This window comes from Streptomyces sp. NPDC000134 (assembly GCF_042899225.1).
Lineage (GTDB): Bacteria > Actinomycetota > Actinomycetes > Streptomycetales > Streptomycetaceae > Streptomyces.
In genome coordinates this window covers 406,859-421,020 of the sequence record NZ_JBIAZN010000001.1, presented here as the reverse complement: position 1 = coordinate 421,020, position 14,162 = coordinate 406,859, and the positions used below count along the sequence as shown (strand labels likewise).

Annotated in this window: 13 protein-coding genes; 6 read left to right on the top strand and 7 right to left on the bottom strand. The window is 68.6% G+C overall.

All coding sequences use genetic code 11. The features are described 5' to 3' along the window. The first annotated feature begins 14 nt into the window (after positions 1 to 14). From chvE to ACFY32_RS01800, 4 genes are read left to right on the top strand one after another with little or no spacing between them, the layout of a single operon-like run. A complete protein-coding gene (chvE, locus tag ACFY32_RS01815) occupies positions 15 to 1,127 on the top strand; it encodes a multiple monosaccharide ABC transporter substrate-binding protein (protein ID WP_359191334.1) in 1,113 nt (370 codons plus the stop codon). Between the two features lie 32 nt (positions 1,128 to 1,159). Continuing rightward, a complete protein-coding gene (mmsA, locus tag ACFY32_RS01810) occupies positions 1,160 to 2,710 on the top strand; it encodes a multiple monosaccharide ABC transporter ATP-binding protein (RefSeq protein WP_390673164.1) in 1,551 nt (516 codons plus the stop codon). Next, on the top strand, positions 2,707 to 3,951 hold the full coding sequence (mmsB, locus tag ACFY32_RS01805) for a multiple monosaccharide ABC transporter permease (protein ID WP_359191341.1): 1,245 nt from the start codon (positions 2,707 to 2,709) through the stop codon (positions 3,949 to 3,951). Before mmsA ends, mmsB begins: the two co-directional genes overlap by 4 nt. Positions 3,952 to 4,011: 60 nt before the next feature. Further along, positions 4,012 to 5,160 carry an aldose epimerase family protein gene (locus ACFY32_RS01800; RefSeq protein ID WP_359191344.1) on the top strand — a complete coding sequence of 383 codons (1,149 nt, stop codon included), beginning with the start codon at positions 4,012 to 4,014 and terminating at the stop codon, positions 5,158 to 5,160. A gap of 106 nt (positions 5,161 to 5,266) precedes the next feature. On the opposite strand, the gene ACFY32_RS01795 is transcribed toward ACFY32_RS01800, so the two are convergent. From ACFY32_RS01795 to ACFY32_RS01785, 3 genes are all read right to left on the bottom strand, one after another. After that, a complete protein-coding gene (locus ACFY32_RS01795) occupies positions 5,267 to 6,703 on the bottom strand; it encodes a family 43 glycosylhydrolase (protein ID WP_390673163.1) in 1,437 nt (478 codons plus the stop codon). After that, positions 6,685 to 7,653: an arabinan endo-1,5-alpha-L-arabinosidase gene (locus ACFY32_RS01790; RefSeq protein ID WP_359191350.1), complete on the bottom strand. Its 969-nt coding sequence runs from the start codon at positions 7,651 to 7,653 to the stop codon at positions 6,685 to 6,687. Before ACFY32_RS01790 ends, ACFY32_RS01795 begins: the two co-directional genes overlap by 19 nt. Positions 7,654 to 7,771: 118 nt before the next feature. Next, complete coding sequence (locus ACFY32_RS01785; protein WP_359191353.1) at positions 7,772 to 8,227, bottom strand: ATP-binding protein; 456 nt, start codon at positions 8,225 to 8,227, stop codon at positions 7,772 to 7,774. Positions 8,228 to 8,399: 172 nt separating this feature from the next. On the opposite strand from ACFY32_RS01785, the gene ACFY32_RS01780 reads away from it, so the two are divergent. Together ACFY32_RS01780 and ACFY32_RS01775 are read left to right on the top strand one after the other, a co-directional pair. After that, entirely contained in the window at positions 8,400 to 9,167 is a 768-nt protein-coding gene (locus ACFY32_RS01780; RefSeq protein WP_359191923.1) for a helix-turn-helix transcriptional regulator, read from the top strand. Beyond that, on the top strand, positions 9,164 to 9,346 hold the full coding sequence (locus tag ACFY32_RS01775) for a DUF397 domain-containing protein (RefSeq protein WP_359191356.1): 183 nt from the start codon (positions 9,164 to 9,166) through the stop codon (positions 9,344 to 9,346). The genes ACFY32_RS01780 and ACFY32_RS01775 overlap by 4 nt, the downstream gene beginning before the upstream one ends. On the opposite strand, the gene ACFY32_RS01770 is transcribed toward ACFY32_RS01775, so the two are convergent. The 4 genes from ACFY32_RS01770 to ACFY32_RS01755 all read right to left on the bottom strand — a co-directional run bounded on the left by ACFY32_RS01770 (position 9,327) and on the right by ACFY32_RS01755 (position 14,144). Next, positions 9,327 to 9,950: a 1,4-alpha-glucan branching protein gene (locus ACFY32_RS01770; protein WP_390673162.1), complete on the bottom strand. Its 624-nt coding sequence runs from the start codon at positions 9,948 to 9,950 to the stop codon at positions 9,327 to 9,329. The genes ACFY32_RS01775 and ACFY32_RS01770 overlap by 20 nt on opposite strands. A 34-nt stretch (positions 9,951 to 9,984) precedes the next feature. Next, complete coding sequence (locus ACFY32_RS01765) at positions 9,985 to 10,344, bottom strand: hypothetical protein (protein WP_390673161.1); 360 nt, start codon at positions 10,342 to 10,344, stop codon at positions 9,985 to 9,987. A gap of 135 nt (positions 10,345 to 10,479) precedes the next feature. After that, positions 10,480 to 13,806, bottom strand: coding sequence for an NACHT domain-containing protein (locus tag ACFY32_RS01760; RefSeq protein ID WP_390673160.1), 3,327 nt, complete (start codon positions 13,804 to 13,806; stop codon positions 10,480 to 10,482). Next, on the bottom strand, positions 13,803 to 14,144 hold the full coding sequence (locus tag ACFY32_RS01755; RefSeq protein ID WP_359191368.1) for a trypco2 family protein: 342 nt from the start codon (positions 14,142 to 14,144) through the stop codon (positions 13,803 to 13,805). The genes ACFY32_RS01760 and ACFY32_RS01755 overlap by 4 nt, the downstream gene beginning before the upstream one ends. Positions 14,145 to 14,162: the final 18 nt, after the last annotated feature.

The window sequence follows — 14,162 nt, the reverse complement described above, 5'->3', positions numbered from 1 at the left end:
CAAGGATGATGATCATGCGCAACCGCAGAGCCGCACTCGCCGCCATCGCCTCGGCCGCCTCCCTCGCCCTGACCCTGACCGCCTGCGGCCAGAACAGCGAGGGCGGCAGCGAGGAGGGCAAGGGGGACAGCAAGGGGGCCACCATCGGCATCGCGATGCCGACCAAGTCCTCCGAGCGCTGGATCGCCGACGGCAACAACGTCAAGCGGGAGCTGGAGTCCAAGGGCTACAAGACCACGCTGGTCTACGGGGAGGACGACCCCGACCAGCAGGTCTCCCAGATCGAGAACCTGATCACCCAGGGCGTCAAGGCCCTGATCATCGCGGCCATCGACAACAAGTCGATGAACAACGTGGTGCAGCAGGCCAAGGACGCCGACATCCCGGTGATCTCCTACGACCGCCTGATCCTCGGCACCCCGAACGTCGACTACTACGCCTCCTTCGACAACGAGAAGGTCGGCGAGCTCCAGGGCACCTACATCCTGGAGAAGCTGGGCCTGAAGGACGGCAGCGAGAAGGGCCCGTTCAACATCGAGCTGTTCGCCGGCTCCAACGACGACAACAACACCCGCTACTTCTTCAACGGCGCGATGAAGGTCCTCAAGCCCTACATCGACAAGAAGCAGCTCGTCGTCCGCTCCGGGCAGACCGCCCTCAACCAGGTCACCACCCTGCGCTGGGACGGCGGCACCGCGCAGAAGCGCATGGACGACATCCTGACCTCGGCGTACAAGAGCGAGCGGGTCGACGCGGTCCTCTCCCCGTACGACGGCATCTCCATCGGCATCCTCTCCGCCCTGAAGTCGGACGACTACGGCTCCAAGAGCAAGCCGCTGCCGGTCGTCACCGGCCAGGACGCCGAACTGGCCTCGGTGAAGTCGATCATCGCCGAGGAGCAGTCGATGACCGTCTTCAAGGACCTGCGCAAGCTGGCGAAGGTGTCCGCGGACATGGTCGACGGGCTCCTCAACGACAAGAAGCCCGAGGTCAACGACACCAAGACGTACGACAACGGCGCCAAGGTCGTCCCGGCGTACCTGCTTGAGCCGGTCGCCGTCGACAAGGACAACTACCAGAAGGTCCTGGTCGACTCCGGCTACATCAAGGCGAGCGACCTCAAGTAACCGCCGGCACCCAGAGATTGGAAGGCACGACCATGGCGGGACCCGTCCTGGAAATGCGCTCGATCGTCAAGACCTTTCCCGGTGTCAAGGCACTGTCGGACGTCACGCTGACCGTCCGCCAGGGCGAGGTCCACGCCATCTGCGGGGAGAACGGCGCCGGCAAGTCGACGCTGATGAAGGTCCTCTCCGGCGTCCATCCGCACGGCACCTACGAGGGCGAGATCCTCTTCGAGGGCCGCCCCTGCGCCTTCAAGGACATCCGGGCCAGCGAGCAGCTCGGCATCGTGATCATCCACCAGGAGCTGGCGCTGGTGCCGTACCTGTCGCTGGCGGAGAACATCTTCCTCGGCAACGAGCACGCCACCCGGGGCTTCATCGACTGGAACGACACCCTCAGGCACGCCACCGAGCTGCTGCGCCGGGTCGGTCTGGAAGACCACCCCGAGACCCGGGTGGCGGACATCGGCGTCGGCAAGCAGCAGCTCGTCGAGATCGCCAAGGCGCTGTCGAAGAAGGTGAAGCTGCTCATCCTGGACGAGCCGACGGCGGCGCTGAACGACGAGGACAGCGGCAAACTCCTCGACCTGATCCTCCAGTTGAAGGAACAGGGCATCACCTCGATCATCATCTCGCACAAGCTGAACGAGATCCGCCGGGTCGCCGACTCGGTGACCATCCTGCGGGACGGGCGGACCATCGAGACGCTGGACGTGAAGGCCCCGGAGACCACCGAGGACCGGATCATCAGCGGCATGGTCGGCCGCGACCTGGAGCACCGCTTCCCCGAGCGCAGCCCGCACCGGCCGGAGGCCGGCCAGGCGCCCGCCCTGGAGATCCGCAACTGGACCGTGCACCACCCGATCGACCAGCAGCGCAAGGTCGTCGACGACGTGTCGCTGAGCGTGCGCCGCGGGGAGATCGTCGGCATCGCGGGCCTGATGGGCGCCGGGCGCACGGAACTGGCGATGAGCGTCTTCGGCCGCAGCTACGGCCGGTACGCGGCCGGCACGGTCCTCAAGGACGGCCGGGAGATCCGTACCAAGTCCGTGCCCGAGGCGGTCCGGCAGGGCATCGCCTATGTCACCGAGGACCGCAAGCACTACGGGCTGAACCTGATCGACACCATCAACCGCAACATCTCGCTCAGCGCCCTGGGCAAGGTCGCCAAGCGCGGGGTGGTGGACGAGCACGGGGAACGGCAGGTCGCCGAGGGCTTCCGCAAGTCCATGAACATCAAGGCGCCGACCGTCTTCGAGCCGGTGGGCAAGCTGTCCGGCGGCAACCAGCAGAAGGTCGTCCTCAGCAAGTGGATCTTCGCGGGTCCGGACGTGCTGATCCTGGACGAGCCGACGCGCGGCATCGACGTCGGCGCGAAGTACGAGATCTACACGGTCATCGACCAACTGGCCGCCCAGGGCAAGGCGGTCGTCTTCATCTCCTCCGAGCTGCCGGAGCTGCTCGGCATGTGCGACCGCATCTACACCATGGCCGCGGGGCGGCTGACCGGTGAGTTCTCGCGGGCCGAGGCCTCGCAGGAAGCGCTGATGCGTCAGATGACGAAGGACAAAGAGGTAACCCGATGAGCACGGATGTGACCGCCAAGACGCCGGCCCCCGCGCCGGCCGGGAAGGGCGGGCCGGCCGGCGGCGACGGCCTGCTCCAGTTGATGATCGACGGCATGCGCCGCAACATGCGGCAGTACGGCATGCTGTTCGCACTCGGCCTGATCGTGGTGCTGTTCGCCGTGTGGACCGGCGGCGACCTGCTGCTGCCGCGCAACGTCTCCAACCTGGTGCTGCAGAACAGCTACATCCTGATCCTCGCGATCGGCATGATGCTGGTGATCATCGCGGGCCATATCGACCTGTCGGTGGGCTCGCTGACCGCGTTCATCGGGTCGATGGCCGCCGTGTTCATGGTCAAACACGATCTTCCCTGGCCCGTCGCGCTGATCCTCTGCCTGGTGATGGGCGCGGTGGCCGGCGCGGTCCAGGGCTTCTTCATCGCGTACGGCGGCATACCGTCGTTCATCGTGACCCTCGCGGGCATGCTGATCTTCCGCGGTCTGACGGAGATCTTCCTGGAGGGCCAGACCCTCGGCCCGTTCCCGGAGGGCCTGCAGAAGGTCGCCAACGGCTTCCTCCCGGAGGTCGGCCCGAACACCAACTACCACAACCTCACCCTGCTGCTGGGCCTCGCGCTGATCGCGTTCGTCGTCTTCCAGGAGCTGCGGGACCGCAAGCGGCAGCAGGAGTTCGCCCTCGACGTCCTGCCGGCCAAGCTGTTCGCGCTGAAGCTGGTCGCGCTGATCGCCGCGGTGCTCGTGGTCACGCTGCTGCTCGCCTCCTACAAGGGCGCCCCGATCGTCCTGCTGGTCCTGGGCGTGCTGCTGGTCGGCTTCGGCTATGTCATGCGCAACGCGATCATCGGCCGTCACATCTACGCCATCGGCGGCAACCTTCCGGCGGCCAAGCTGTCGGGTGTGAAGGACAAGAAGGTCACCTTCCTGGTCTTCGTGAACATGGGCATGCTCGCGGCCCTGGCGGGTCTGGTCTTCGCCGCCCGCTTCAACGCGGCCTCGCCCAAGGCGGGCCTCAACTTCGAGCTGGAGGCCATCGCCGCCTCGTTCATCGGCGGCGCGTCGATGAGCGGCGGCGTCGGCACGGTCCTCGGCGCCATCATCGGCGGCCTGGTCCTGGGCGTGCTGAACAACGGTATGAACCTCGTCGGCATCGGCACCGACTGGCAGCAGGTCATCAAGGGCCTGGTCCTGCTGGCGGCGGTCGGCTTCGACGTGTGGAACAAGCGCAAGGTCGGTTCGTAGGTCGTCCCGGGCCCCCGTCTCCCCGAGACGGGGGCCCGATTCCTTTCAGGAGAGCCGCACATGGAACTGAGCAGACGCACGGTCATCGCCTCCGCCGCGGCGGCGGGGGTCGCCGCCACCACGGCCGGTGGCACGGCGCACGCCACGGGAGGCAGGAAGCCGGTGAAGGAACTCTTCGGCAGGCTCGCCGACGGTACGAAGGTCCACCGCTGGTCGCTGGAGAACGGCGGCACGCGGATGAGCGTGCTGTCGTACGGCGGTGTCGTGCAGTCCCTGGAGATCCCCGACCGGCGCGGCCGGTACGCGAACGTCTCCCTGGGCTTCGACAACCTCGACGACTACGTGGCCCGCAGCCCGCACTTCGGCGCGCTGATCGGCCGGTACGGCAACCGCATCGCCAAGGGCCGCTTCACCCTGGACGGCACGACGTACCAGCTCTCCGTCAACGACGGCGAGAACTCGCTGCACGGCGGCGCCCTGGGCTTCGACTACCGGGTGTGGGACGTGGAGCCGTTCACCAAGGGCTCCGACGTCGGCCTGGTGCTGCACTACACCAGCGTCGACGGCGAGATGGGCTACCCCGGCACCCTGAAGTCGAAGGTGACGTACACCCTGACCCGCTCCGGCGACTGGCGGATCGACTACGAGGCGACCACCGACAAGGCCACCGTCGTCAACCTCACCAGCCACGTCTACTGGAACCTGGCCGGCGAGGGCAGCGGCACCATCGAGGACCACGAGCTGTCGATCGCCGCCTCCCGGTTCACGCCCACCGACGCGGGCCTGATACCCACCGGCGAGCTGGCGAGGGTCGGCGGCACCCCGTTCGACTTCCGCCGGGCCAAGCCGATCGGCCGGGACATCCGGGCCGCCCACCCGCAGCTCGTCACCGCCAAGGGCTTCGACCACAACTGGGTGCTGGACAAGGGCATCACCGCCCGCCCCGAGCAGATCGCCACCCTGCGCGACCCGTCCTCCGGGCGGCGCCTGACCATCGCCACCGACCAGCCCGGCCTGCAGTTCTACTCGGGCAACTTCCTCGACGGCACCCTCACCGGCACCGGCGGCCGGCTCTACCGGCAGGGCGACGCGCTCTGCCTGGAGACCCAGCACTTCCCGGACTCGCCGAACCAGCCGTCGTTCCCGTCGACGGTGCTGCGCCCCGGCGAGGTCTACCGGACGACGACGATCCACTCGTTCGACTCCTGACCACCGGCGCCTGAGCGTCCGTACTCCTGGGTGGCCCGCGCTCGTCGCGCGGGCCACCCGAGCGTGTGCCGGTGCCCTCGGGTGGGTCACCCGGGGTCAGCCGGGGTCAGCCGGGGGTCAGCCGCCACTGCTGGCAGGCGTTGTTCAGCCACGACCACTGCCGTACGTCGGCCGAGTCGGCGGTGGAGCAGTTCGCGACGTCGGCGACCTTGCCCGTGGCCTGGTTGACGATCCGGACGTGACCGCCGTCGGTGGCCAGGAACCGGAACCGCTGGCAGGTGTTGTCCAGCCACGACCACTGGCGCAGGTCGGCGCCGTCGGCGGCGGAGCAGTCGGCGGTGTCGAGCACCTTGCCGGTGGCCACGTTCACCAGCCGGTGGGTGTCGTCCCCGAGGTCCTCCAGTCGCCACCGCTGGTTGGCGCCCCCGTTGCAGGTGTACTGCGCCACGTTCGCCCCGTCCGCCGCCGAACCCCCAACGACGTCGAGGCACTTGCCGCTGTTGCGATTGCTGACGGTGTACGTCGTCAAGGCGGCGGACGGCTCGCCCGACGGCCCCGCCGCACTCGCCCCGAGCCGGACCGGCGTGCCGAGGTTCGGCGTGCCGTCGGCGTTCCAGGTGAACTTCTGCGCCCGGGTCGTACGCCCGTTGTCGCAGCCCTCCGAGGCCGAGTCGTTGGCGTGGTAGACGATCCAGCTCTCGGTGCCGTCCGGCGAGGTGAAGAACCCGTTGTGCCCCGGCCCGTACACCCCGTTGCCGTCGCTGCGCTGGAAGACCGGCGTGGACTTCTTCGTCCAGGAGGACGCGGACGCCGGGTCGCTCCCGGTCAGTTCCAGTTGCCCCAGCTTGTAGTCGGGGGTCCAGCAGCCGCTGGCCGAGTAGACCAGGAACGTCCGCCCGCCCCGCTGGAGTACCTCCGGCCCCTCGTTCACCGTGCCGCCCACCCGCTCCCAGGCGTACGTCGGCGTGGAGACGGTCGAGAAGGACGAGCTGACCGTGTACGGGTTGGACATGCGCGCGGCGACGAGGTTCTGCGTGCCGCCCCCGCTCGCGCTGCCGAAGAGGTAGAGCTGCCCGCCGATGGCGGCGACCGTCGGGTCCAGCATCCAGTTGGAGTTGAGCTGCCCCCGGTAGGTGTACGGCCCCATGGGGTCCGAGCCGGCGCTCTGGAGGACGTGGCTGCGCTGGGTGGGGTTGTAGTCGGAGACGTTCTGCCCGGCGACGTAGTACAGGTACCAGCGGCCCTGGAGGTAGTGCAGTTCGGGCGCCCAGATGTTGCAGCACCGGGAGGCGGCGTCGCCCTGCCACACCTGCACGCCGGGCGCGGTGGCGAGGCCGCCCAGGGTGGGCGACTTGCGGATGGTGACGGCGTCGGTCCAGCTCGTCGTCACCAGGTAGTAGTTGCCGTCGTGGTAGGTGATCCAGGGGTCGGCGCCCTTGACGGACTTGACGGGGTTGGCGAACGAGGCGGCGCTCGCGGAGGACTGCCCCAGCGACAGGGCCAGCAGCAGCGCGGCCAGCAGGGTCAGTAGGCGACGGGCCATCCGCTGCTCCAGTTCAGGAGGTTGACGCCGAGCTTGGGCGTGCCGTTGTCGGCGCCGTCGTAGTAGTGGTAGACGATCAGGTCCCCGTCGGTGTCCTTCATGATCGACTGCCCTCCGGGGCCGATGACGTTGCCGTGCGACTCCAGCACGGGCGTGCCCCCGTTGCTGGTCATCGCGACGCCGTTCCTGTCGTAGTACGGCCCGGTGACGCTGGTGGCGCGGCCGACCTTGACCTTGTACGTGGAGCTGGTGCCGGCGCAGCAGGTGTCGTACGAGGCGAAGAGGTAGTAGTAGCCGTTGCGCTTGACGACGTAAGGGGCCTCGACGGCTTTCGTCCCGGTCGGGCGGGAGGCGAGCGAGTACCGCGTCGTGTTGCCGGAGAGCTGCTTCCCGGTCGACGGGTTGATCTGGATCATCTTGATCCCCGTCCACCAGCTCCCGAACGACAGCCACCACTTGCCGTCGCTGTCGACGAAGAGGTTGGGGTCGATGGCGTTGTAGTCGCTGGCGCTGTTGGAGGTGTAGACGATCCCGTAGTCGGCCCAGGTGCCCGGCTGCCCGGTCGTGGAGCCCGCGAGCCCGATGGCGGACGTGTTCGACCCGAACTTCGAGACGGAGTAGTACATCAGGTACTTCCCGCCCTGGTACGAGATGTCCGGCGCCCACGCCTCCGGGACGGAGGAGTAACCCGACCACCAGCCCGGCCGGGCGGAGAACGCGTCGGCGCCCGCGCCGAACGCGATGCGGTCGGAGGAGGTCTTGCTGGCGATGCCGCCACCGGTGGCGTACAGCAGGTACTGCCCCGACGAGGTACGGATCATCGTCGGGTCGTGCGTGACGACGGACCCGGTGACCCGGCCGGGGTTCGGGTAGGCGTTCGCCGTGCTCGGCAGCAGGGCGAGCACGGCGGCGGCGGGGACGGCGAGGAGAGCGGTTCTCTTGCGGCTCATGGGGGACGCTCCTGTTCCGCGTGCGAGGGGGAAGGGCGTACGGCGACCCTGTTCTGTTCGACACTTCGAACAACGATCGCTACTTCGGACGGGAACGTAGAATCGAACCCCTTGCGCGTCAATGGTTCGCGCAGGACTCCGCGGGCAGCGCGATCTCGGCGCGGACGGTCTTGCGGGGTGGTTTGCCGTCCACCACCTCCCAGCGGTCCGCCAGCGCGGCGACGAGGGCCAGCCCTCGGCCGTGCTCGTCGAGGGGGCCCGTGGCGCGTACGGCGGGGCGGGGCGGCCCGCTGTGCGTGTCCGTCACCTCGATCCCGAGCCCCGCCGGCCCCAGGGTGAGCCGCAGCTCGAAATCCCGGCCGGGGACGCGCCCATGGGTCACGGCATTGGCGGCCAGCTCCCCGACGATCACGGCGGCCCGATCGGAGACGTCCGAGCCGTACGGGATTCCCCAGGCTTGGAGCCGGCTCCCCACGAGACGCCGGGCGAGCCGAGCGCCGCGCGGCGTGGCGCTGAGTCGCTGAGTGAACACACGTACGGTGACGGCCCCTTGCCGGGCGGGTGGTGCGGTCATGCGCCCAATGTGGCCGAGTCACGAGCGGCTTCACCAGGTGGGAGGCGTGTACTCCGCGCGGGAGTACGCGGTCACGGGCTGGACAGTACCCGTCACCAGCCGTGACCATGGCGGGGGGAGGTGACGGAACGTGAACCACGAGTCGTCGGACAGTCTGCGCACGTTCGGTGCGATGGTCCAGGGGTTGCGGGAGCACGCGGGGCTGAGCCGGGAGGAGTTCGCGGAACTGGTCCACTTCTCCAAGCACACGGTGGCGTCCGTGGAACTGGGCCGCCGGATGCCGGACGCGGCCTTCGTGGACCGCGCGGAGGAGGTCTTCGGCAACACGGGCGCGTTACGCCGGGCGGCGGCTCACCTGGTACGGCAGCCGGGGCTGGCGTCCTGGTTCCGGCGGTGGGCGCAGTTGGAGGGGGCGGCCATCACCCTGTGCACGTACGACTGCCGGATGGTTCCGGGACTCTTGCAGACTGAGGCGTACGTACACGCTCTGTCTGCGGCCGCGATTCCGCCGCTGAGTGACGCCCAGATCAAGGAACGGTGGACCGCGCGGGCCGAGAGGCAGAAACTACTGCGGGAGCGTCCGAACACAGCGTTCAGTTTCATCCTGGAAGAGCACGTGTTCCTGCGGCGCACGGGCGGGGTCGAGGTGACACAAGGACTCATCAATCACGTCCTGGAGGTCGCCGAACTTCGCAACATCGAGATCCAGGTGATGCCCCTGATGCAGGGGACGCATGCCGGGTTACAGGGGCCCATCCACTTGCTGGAGTCACCTGAAAGTCACTGGTACGCCTACAACGAGGGACAAAAGAGCGGCCAGTTGATCGCGGACCGAAAAGTGGTCAGCGTACTGCAGAAGCGATATGCCAGTATGCGTTCCCAGGCTCTTACCGTGCCGGACTCCATGAGCCTGTTGCGGCGGATGCGAGGACAACTATGAGTACCGACCGACTGACCTGGCTCAAGTCCAGCTACAGCAGCAGCAGTGACGGGGACTGTGTCGAGATAGCCACCCGCCCTGACGCCGTCCACGTCCGTGACTCCAAGGACAGGAACGGCGCCCGGCTCACCGTCTCCCCCGGTGCCTGGGTCGACTTCCTCACGCGGGTGTGTGGCTGACGAAGACGCCCTTGGCGCGGGTGCCGTCGGGGGCGTCCCAGGCGCCGGAGACGTGGCCGGTCGGGCCCTGTGCGGAGCCGGGGCGCAGGACCCGGTGGATGCGCAGGGTCGCGTCCGTCAGGGGGAGGTCGGTGGTGTCCTCGGTGTCGGCGGGGGCGGCGGACGTGGGGGTGAGGGGGCCGGTGCCCGGGTGGGCGCGGGTGACCTCGCGGTCGGGGGTGTCGGTGATGCTCTGGGCCTGCGGCTCGGCGCGGCCCTCGACCAGGGCGAGCAACTGGGCGACCAGGACCGGGTCGTGGCAGCCGTCGTAGACCCAGCGCTGCCCCAGTACGCCGTGTTCCGTCGTGCCGATCAGCGCGTGGTCCGCGCCGTCGAGCGGGGCCCCCCGGTAGGTCAGCGGCACGAAGTAGGTGGCGTCGGAGGCATCGGTGACGATCATGAACTCGATGCCGACCTCGCCCTCCGGGTCGTCCAGCCGGAAACCGCCGGCCTTGGTCAGTTCCGGCTCGCCCGCCCCGCCGCGGTACCACGGCCGGGAGGGGAGCCAGGAGGTGAGGAGTTCCAGCTTGGTCGGCTTGACATAGGTCTGATGAATGACAGCCATGCCGATGATTGTTCCATCCGCACGGCGCCCGCGATCAGGCGGCCGGGTGCGGGTACCGCTCGTCGTCCGGCCACGTGCCGCCGTCGGGCAGGTTGGCGATCACGGTGACGACATCGCTCTCCGTCTTGACCTGCCATTTTTCCCAGCCGGGAATGAAACAGTTCCCGGAGTCGAGGTTGCTGCCGTCCGGCTCCTGGTGGAGGTGGCCGACGACGCAGATCCGGTACCCCTTCACGGTGACGTACGTGTACGCCTGCCTGGTCTTGCGCTGCTTCGCCGAGGTGTTGACGTACACGGACTTGGTGAAGTCCGCGGCCTTGACCGCCGCCAGCGCGTCGTCGTCGGTGAAGTCCGCCGGCACTCCCCACTTGCACTTGGTCATGTCCCAGGGCATGGGGTCCTCCTTGACGTCGCGGGGGCGGTATTCCGCCACCCTGAGGACGGGACCTTACTGCCGGGGCCTGGTGCCGTCGACGGGAATCACATAGTCCTTTTTCTCCCGATTGACACCGGCCGCGGGTCGCGACGCTCACTCGTCCGCGGGTTTGGCCGGTCCCATGTAGATCAGGTCATCGGTGAACCTGTCGCCCAGTGCCTCCTTGCCTCGGATTTCGAAGCCCATCTGGACCAACCCCCGGACGATGACGCGCAGGCCAGGCAGGTCCGCAAAAGGTGTGAGGTCCAGAGGCGTCTCCCGGTCAGAGCTGATCTGCAGATCGAAAGTCAGCTCGTTGAGTTCTGGGAAGAGTGCACGTACACGAGAAGTGTCGCTGTGCCGTATGAGGCGTGTCAGTGTCAGGCGACGTACATGGGCGAGCGCCCCTGGAGCCGTCAATGCCGAAAGACTATGGACTCTCAAGGTCAGTCCGCTGATCCGGGGTCGGGCACCCACTGCGGTCAGGATCTCCGGAACGTCTCGCGTCCCGCTATCGACGACCAGCGATTCGAGCCCCATCCAGTAGGGCAGAGTCGACAGCCAACTCGTGTCAGTCGAGTACACCGACAGGTTCTGTACCCCGGGATGCGCCGCGAGGCCCCCCCACCCACCGTCGGGTACCCCGTTCAGTCGAAGGGTGTGCAGGGCCTCGAACTGTGGAAGAACACTCAGGTTGCCCACCGGCACTCCCCCCATGTGCAGCGCTATGGACGCCAGAGGCAAGTCGGACAGCACGGAGAGGTCGAGCCCACAGCTTATGACCCCCAGTTCCAGGTGCTCCAGCTCGGTACGGCTGCGCAGAAAGGCCAAACTGTTCAGTGATGCGCAGTTCCGGCAGTCAAGCCTCTTCAGCCCCGCTGTCGGCAAATAGGTATCGAGTTCCTCCGCCGAGAAGGAAGTGTCCACGGAGACATGCCGGAGGGAGCCGAAGAGCGGCAGATGAGGGAGCATGTCCGGTTCTTCCAAGGACAGGTAGGGCACATGCATACCGGCCAGTACCTCATGAGCGTACGCGCCGATAGGGTGCAGGGCCCAGCCCCGCACGATGAGCCTGACGATGTGTCCTTCAGAGTTCGAGACAAACGCCCTAATGGCTCGCCGCGCCCGAGGGCTGCGGATGTGGGTGAGCGCGAAAACCGTCGCCTCGGCATCCACCACCTCCTCGGCGGACGGCAGTACGTCCACCGCCCAATCCCCCAGCCCCGCCATCTCCATGGCTTCCTCGTACGACTGGGGCGGCATCAGCCCCCGGACCGACTCACGGACCCGATCGCTCAGCGCGGCGTCCAGGGACAGCAGGCTGGTCGCGCAGCGGGCCGCCAGGATCAGCAGGTGCCAGCGCTTCTCCCGGTGCTCGGCCGCCTCCCCGAAATCGACCAGTTTGCCGATGAGTTCGTTGGCGTCCCGGCGCGTCGCGTGGCCGACGGCCAGGACGATCACGTCCTGCCACTCCTCCTTGTCGGCCCGGTCGAGCAGTTCGAGGATGTAGCCGCTCTCGTGGAACTCCTTCGCGGCGAGGAACTCCTGGAAGGTGCGGTGGATGAACTGGATCGCGTCGTCCGTGCGCTCGCGGAGCAGGCCGCTGCGCTCCAGCAGGAACCGCAGGACCCGTGCGGGAGCGGCCTGGGAGCTGATCTGCGGCATGTCCCGCATGGCCAGTTCCAGTTGCTGGACGGCGATGGCGTGGGTCATCTGCTGCTGGCCGGTGCGGACCAGCCAGATGGCCAGCCGTTGCAGCAGCGCGTGCTGCTCGTCGGAGTCGAGGGCGAGGTCGTCGGGGTTGCGGACGCCCCGTGCGGCGTCCCGGCCGCCGAGCAGCATGGCGAGGGCGGCCCGGTACAGCGACCAGCGGGTGGTGGGCAGCAGGCCGCCGCGGCGGCGGTGCAGGGCGCAGATCACGGCGCACAGCAGCGGGGTGCGGGCGAGTTCCCGCAGCGCGGTGTTCTCGTCCAACTGGTGGAGCAGGCTCTCTTCCAGGGAGGTGAGCTGGTCCCGCTCGTCGGCCTGGCGCCGCCCGGTGAACAGCAGGTCGCACTCGATGCGCGCGGCGGCGTGCCACGCCTGGACGAAGGACCGGATGTCCTCGTCGCTCATCGGCCGCAGGGTCAGTTCCGTGAAGCCGTCCGGGGCGAGCCAGTCCTTGTCGACCGCGTTGGGCCGCACGGTCGCCAGGCAGCGGGTGCGGGGGTAGCGGTCCAGGAGGACGGCCAGCCAGCGCCGGGCCTCCTCGCGTCTGTCCTCCGGTACCTCGTCCAGGCCGTCCACCAGCAGCAGGCCCCGGCCGGCTTCCAGAACGCGCCGGACCCAGCCCGACGGTGCGCTGTCGGTCAGGACCCGGCCGGCCGACAGCAGCTCCGGCACGGCCGGGAACTTCCCGCCGCGTGCGTGTACTTCGCGCAGCGGGATCACGAAGGGCACCAGCCCGTTCAGCTCGGCGAGGTTCTCGTTGAGGGTGGCGTTGGCCGCGTGCGCCGCGAGCCACCACACCAGGGTCGTCTTGCCCGCCCCCGCCTCACCGCGCAGCAGCGCGCGGGGGCGGTCGGCGAGGAGCGTGTCGATGCGGTGCGAGGAGGCCGCCGGTTTGAGCCGTTCGCTGCGGTGGACGTCGTCCTCGTGGGCGGGTTCGGCCTCCAGGCTGAGGTAGGCGGTGTCCAGGTCCCAGCGGGCCTCGCCCCGGCCCAGTTCGTCGATGCCGAAGATCTCCGTCTTGCGGTACTGCGAGCTGAGGTCCTCGGCGTACCGGGCCTCGAACCGTTCGTCCCGGGGGTGGACGTCGGTGACGTCCTCCACATCGATGTCGAAGCGGACCTTCCCCTCCTCGGCCGACGCCTTCGCCATCGCCTCGAACGGTGTCGCCTCCACCCTGAGGTGCAGCCGGTCGCGCGGGACCTCGGTGACGATGCCGAGCAGGACCGCTCCGGCGAAGACGGGCGCCCCCGACAGGCCCTGGAGGGGCGAGTCCCGGCGGCCCGCCTCGTCGGCGGGCGGGCGGTCCAGCTCGCAGACGAGGGTCCTCCTCATGCGTCCCGCCATCGGCAGCACACTGACCCGGTACTGGTCGTACTCCAGGTCCTCGCCCTCTTCCCCGTAGCGCTGGATCTCCGGGAAGCCGACGATCTGGCAGTGCGGCAGCGGCTCGGGCGTGGCGACCCTGCCGACTCTCAGCCGTCCCATCGGCGCCGCGCGTTCGGCGCTCACCAGGGGCGAGTCGGCGCGCAGCACGGCCACGTCGTGGGCCTTGCTCTCCCAGATGACCGTGCACGCAGTCGTACTCCGGGCCGAGGGGTGGATCGCCTCCACCGCCCCGCTCCCGACCACGTGCCACGCGGTCAGTACATGCCGTGGGTCCAGCAGCACCCCGCTGCCCTGCCCGTCGGCGAGGACCGCGACCACGCGGTCCAGGGCCCGGCCTCCGATCACGACGCGTCGCTGTCCTGGCCGAAGCCGGCCACGCTGCCCCGGGCGTGGTTGCGTACCCGCCAGGGGCCGCCGGTGCGGGAGTCGATCGCCTTGAGCGTGACGGCGACCCGGTGGGTGCTGGTGCGGCTGCCGCCCCCGTCGACGCCCGCCTCGACCACCCACGCCTTGACCTTGACGCCGCCCTTGATCTCCTTGCGGAGTTCGACACCGAACTCCAACTGGATGTCCCCGACCTCGAACGTCACGTCCTGGCCGGTCGCCCGGGACGCCGCGGTGATCAGTTCATCCCGTACCGCCTGTACGGCGTCGGCCAGTTCGATGTGGTGCTCCTCGGACACGTGCCCCCCTGTGGTCGG

Excerpts from the sequence above, each read along its gene's own strand:
- mmsA (WP_390673164.1), top strand. The coding sequence starts at position 1,160 with ATGGCGGGACCCGTCCTGGAAATGCGCTCGATCGTCAAGACCTTTCCC.
- ACFY32_RS01800 (WP_359191344.1), top strand. The coding sequence starts at position 4,012 with ATGGAACTGAGCAGACGCACGGTCATCGCCTCCGCCGCGGCGGCGGGG.
- ACFY32_RS01770 (WP_390673162.1), bottom strand. The coding sequence starts at position 9,950 with ATGGCTGTCATTCATCAGACCTATGTCAAGCCGACCAAGCTGGAACTC.
- ACFY32_RS01765 (WP_390673161.1), bottom strand. The coding sequence starts at position 10,344 with ATGCCCTGGGACATGACCAAGTGCAAGTGGGGAGTGCCGGCGGACTTC.
- ACFY32_RS01780 (WP_359191923.1), top strand. The coding sequence starts at position 8,400 with ATGGTCCAGGGGTTGCGGGAGCACGCGGGGCTGAGCCGGGAGGAGTTC.
- ACFY32_RS01790 (WP_359191350.1), bottom strand. The coding sequence starts at position 7,653 with ATGAGCCGCAAGAGAACCGCTCTCCTCGCCGTCCCCGCCGCCGCCGTG.
- ACFY32_RS01775 (WP_359191356.1), top strand. The coding sequence starts at position 9,164 with ATGAGTACCGACCGACTGACCTGGCTCAAGTCCAGCTACAGCAGCAGC.
- ACFY32_RS01795 (WP_390673163.1), bottom strand. The coding sequence starts at position 6,703 with ATGGCCCGTCGCCTACTGACCCTGCTGGCCGCGCTGCTGCTGGCCCTG.
- chvE (WP_359191334.1), top strand. The coding sequence starts at position 15 with ATGCGCAACCGCAGAGCCGCACTCGCCGCCATCGCCTCGGCCGCCTCC.
- mmsB (WP_359191341.1), top strand. The coding sequence starts at position 2,707 with ATGAGCACGGATGTGACCGCCAAGACGCCGGCCCCCGCGCCGGCCGGG.
- ACFY32_RS01785 (WP_359191353.1), bottom strand. The coding sequence starts at position 8,227 with ATGACCGCACCACCCGCCCGGCAAGGGGCCGTCACCGTACGTGTGTTC.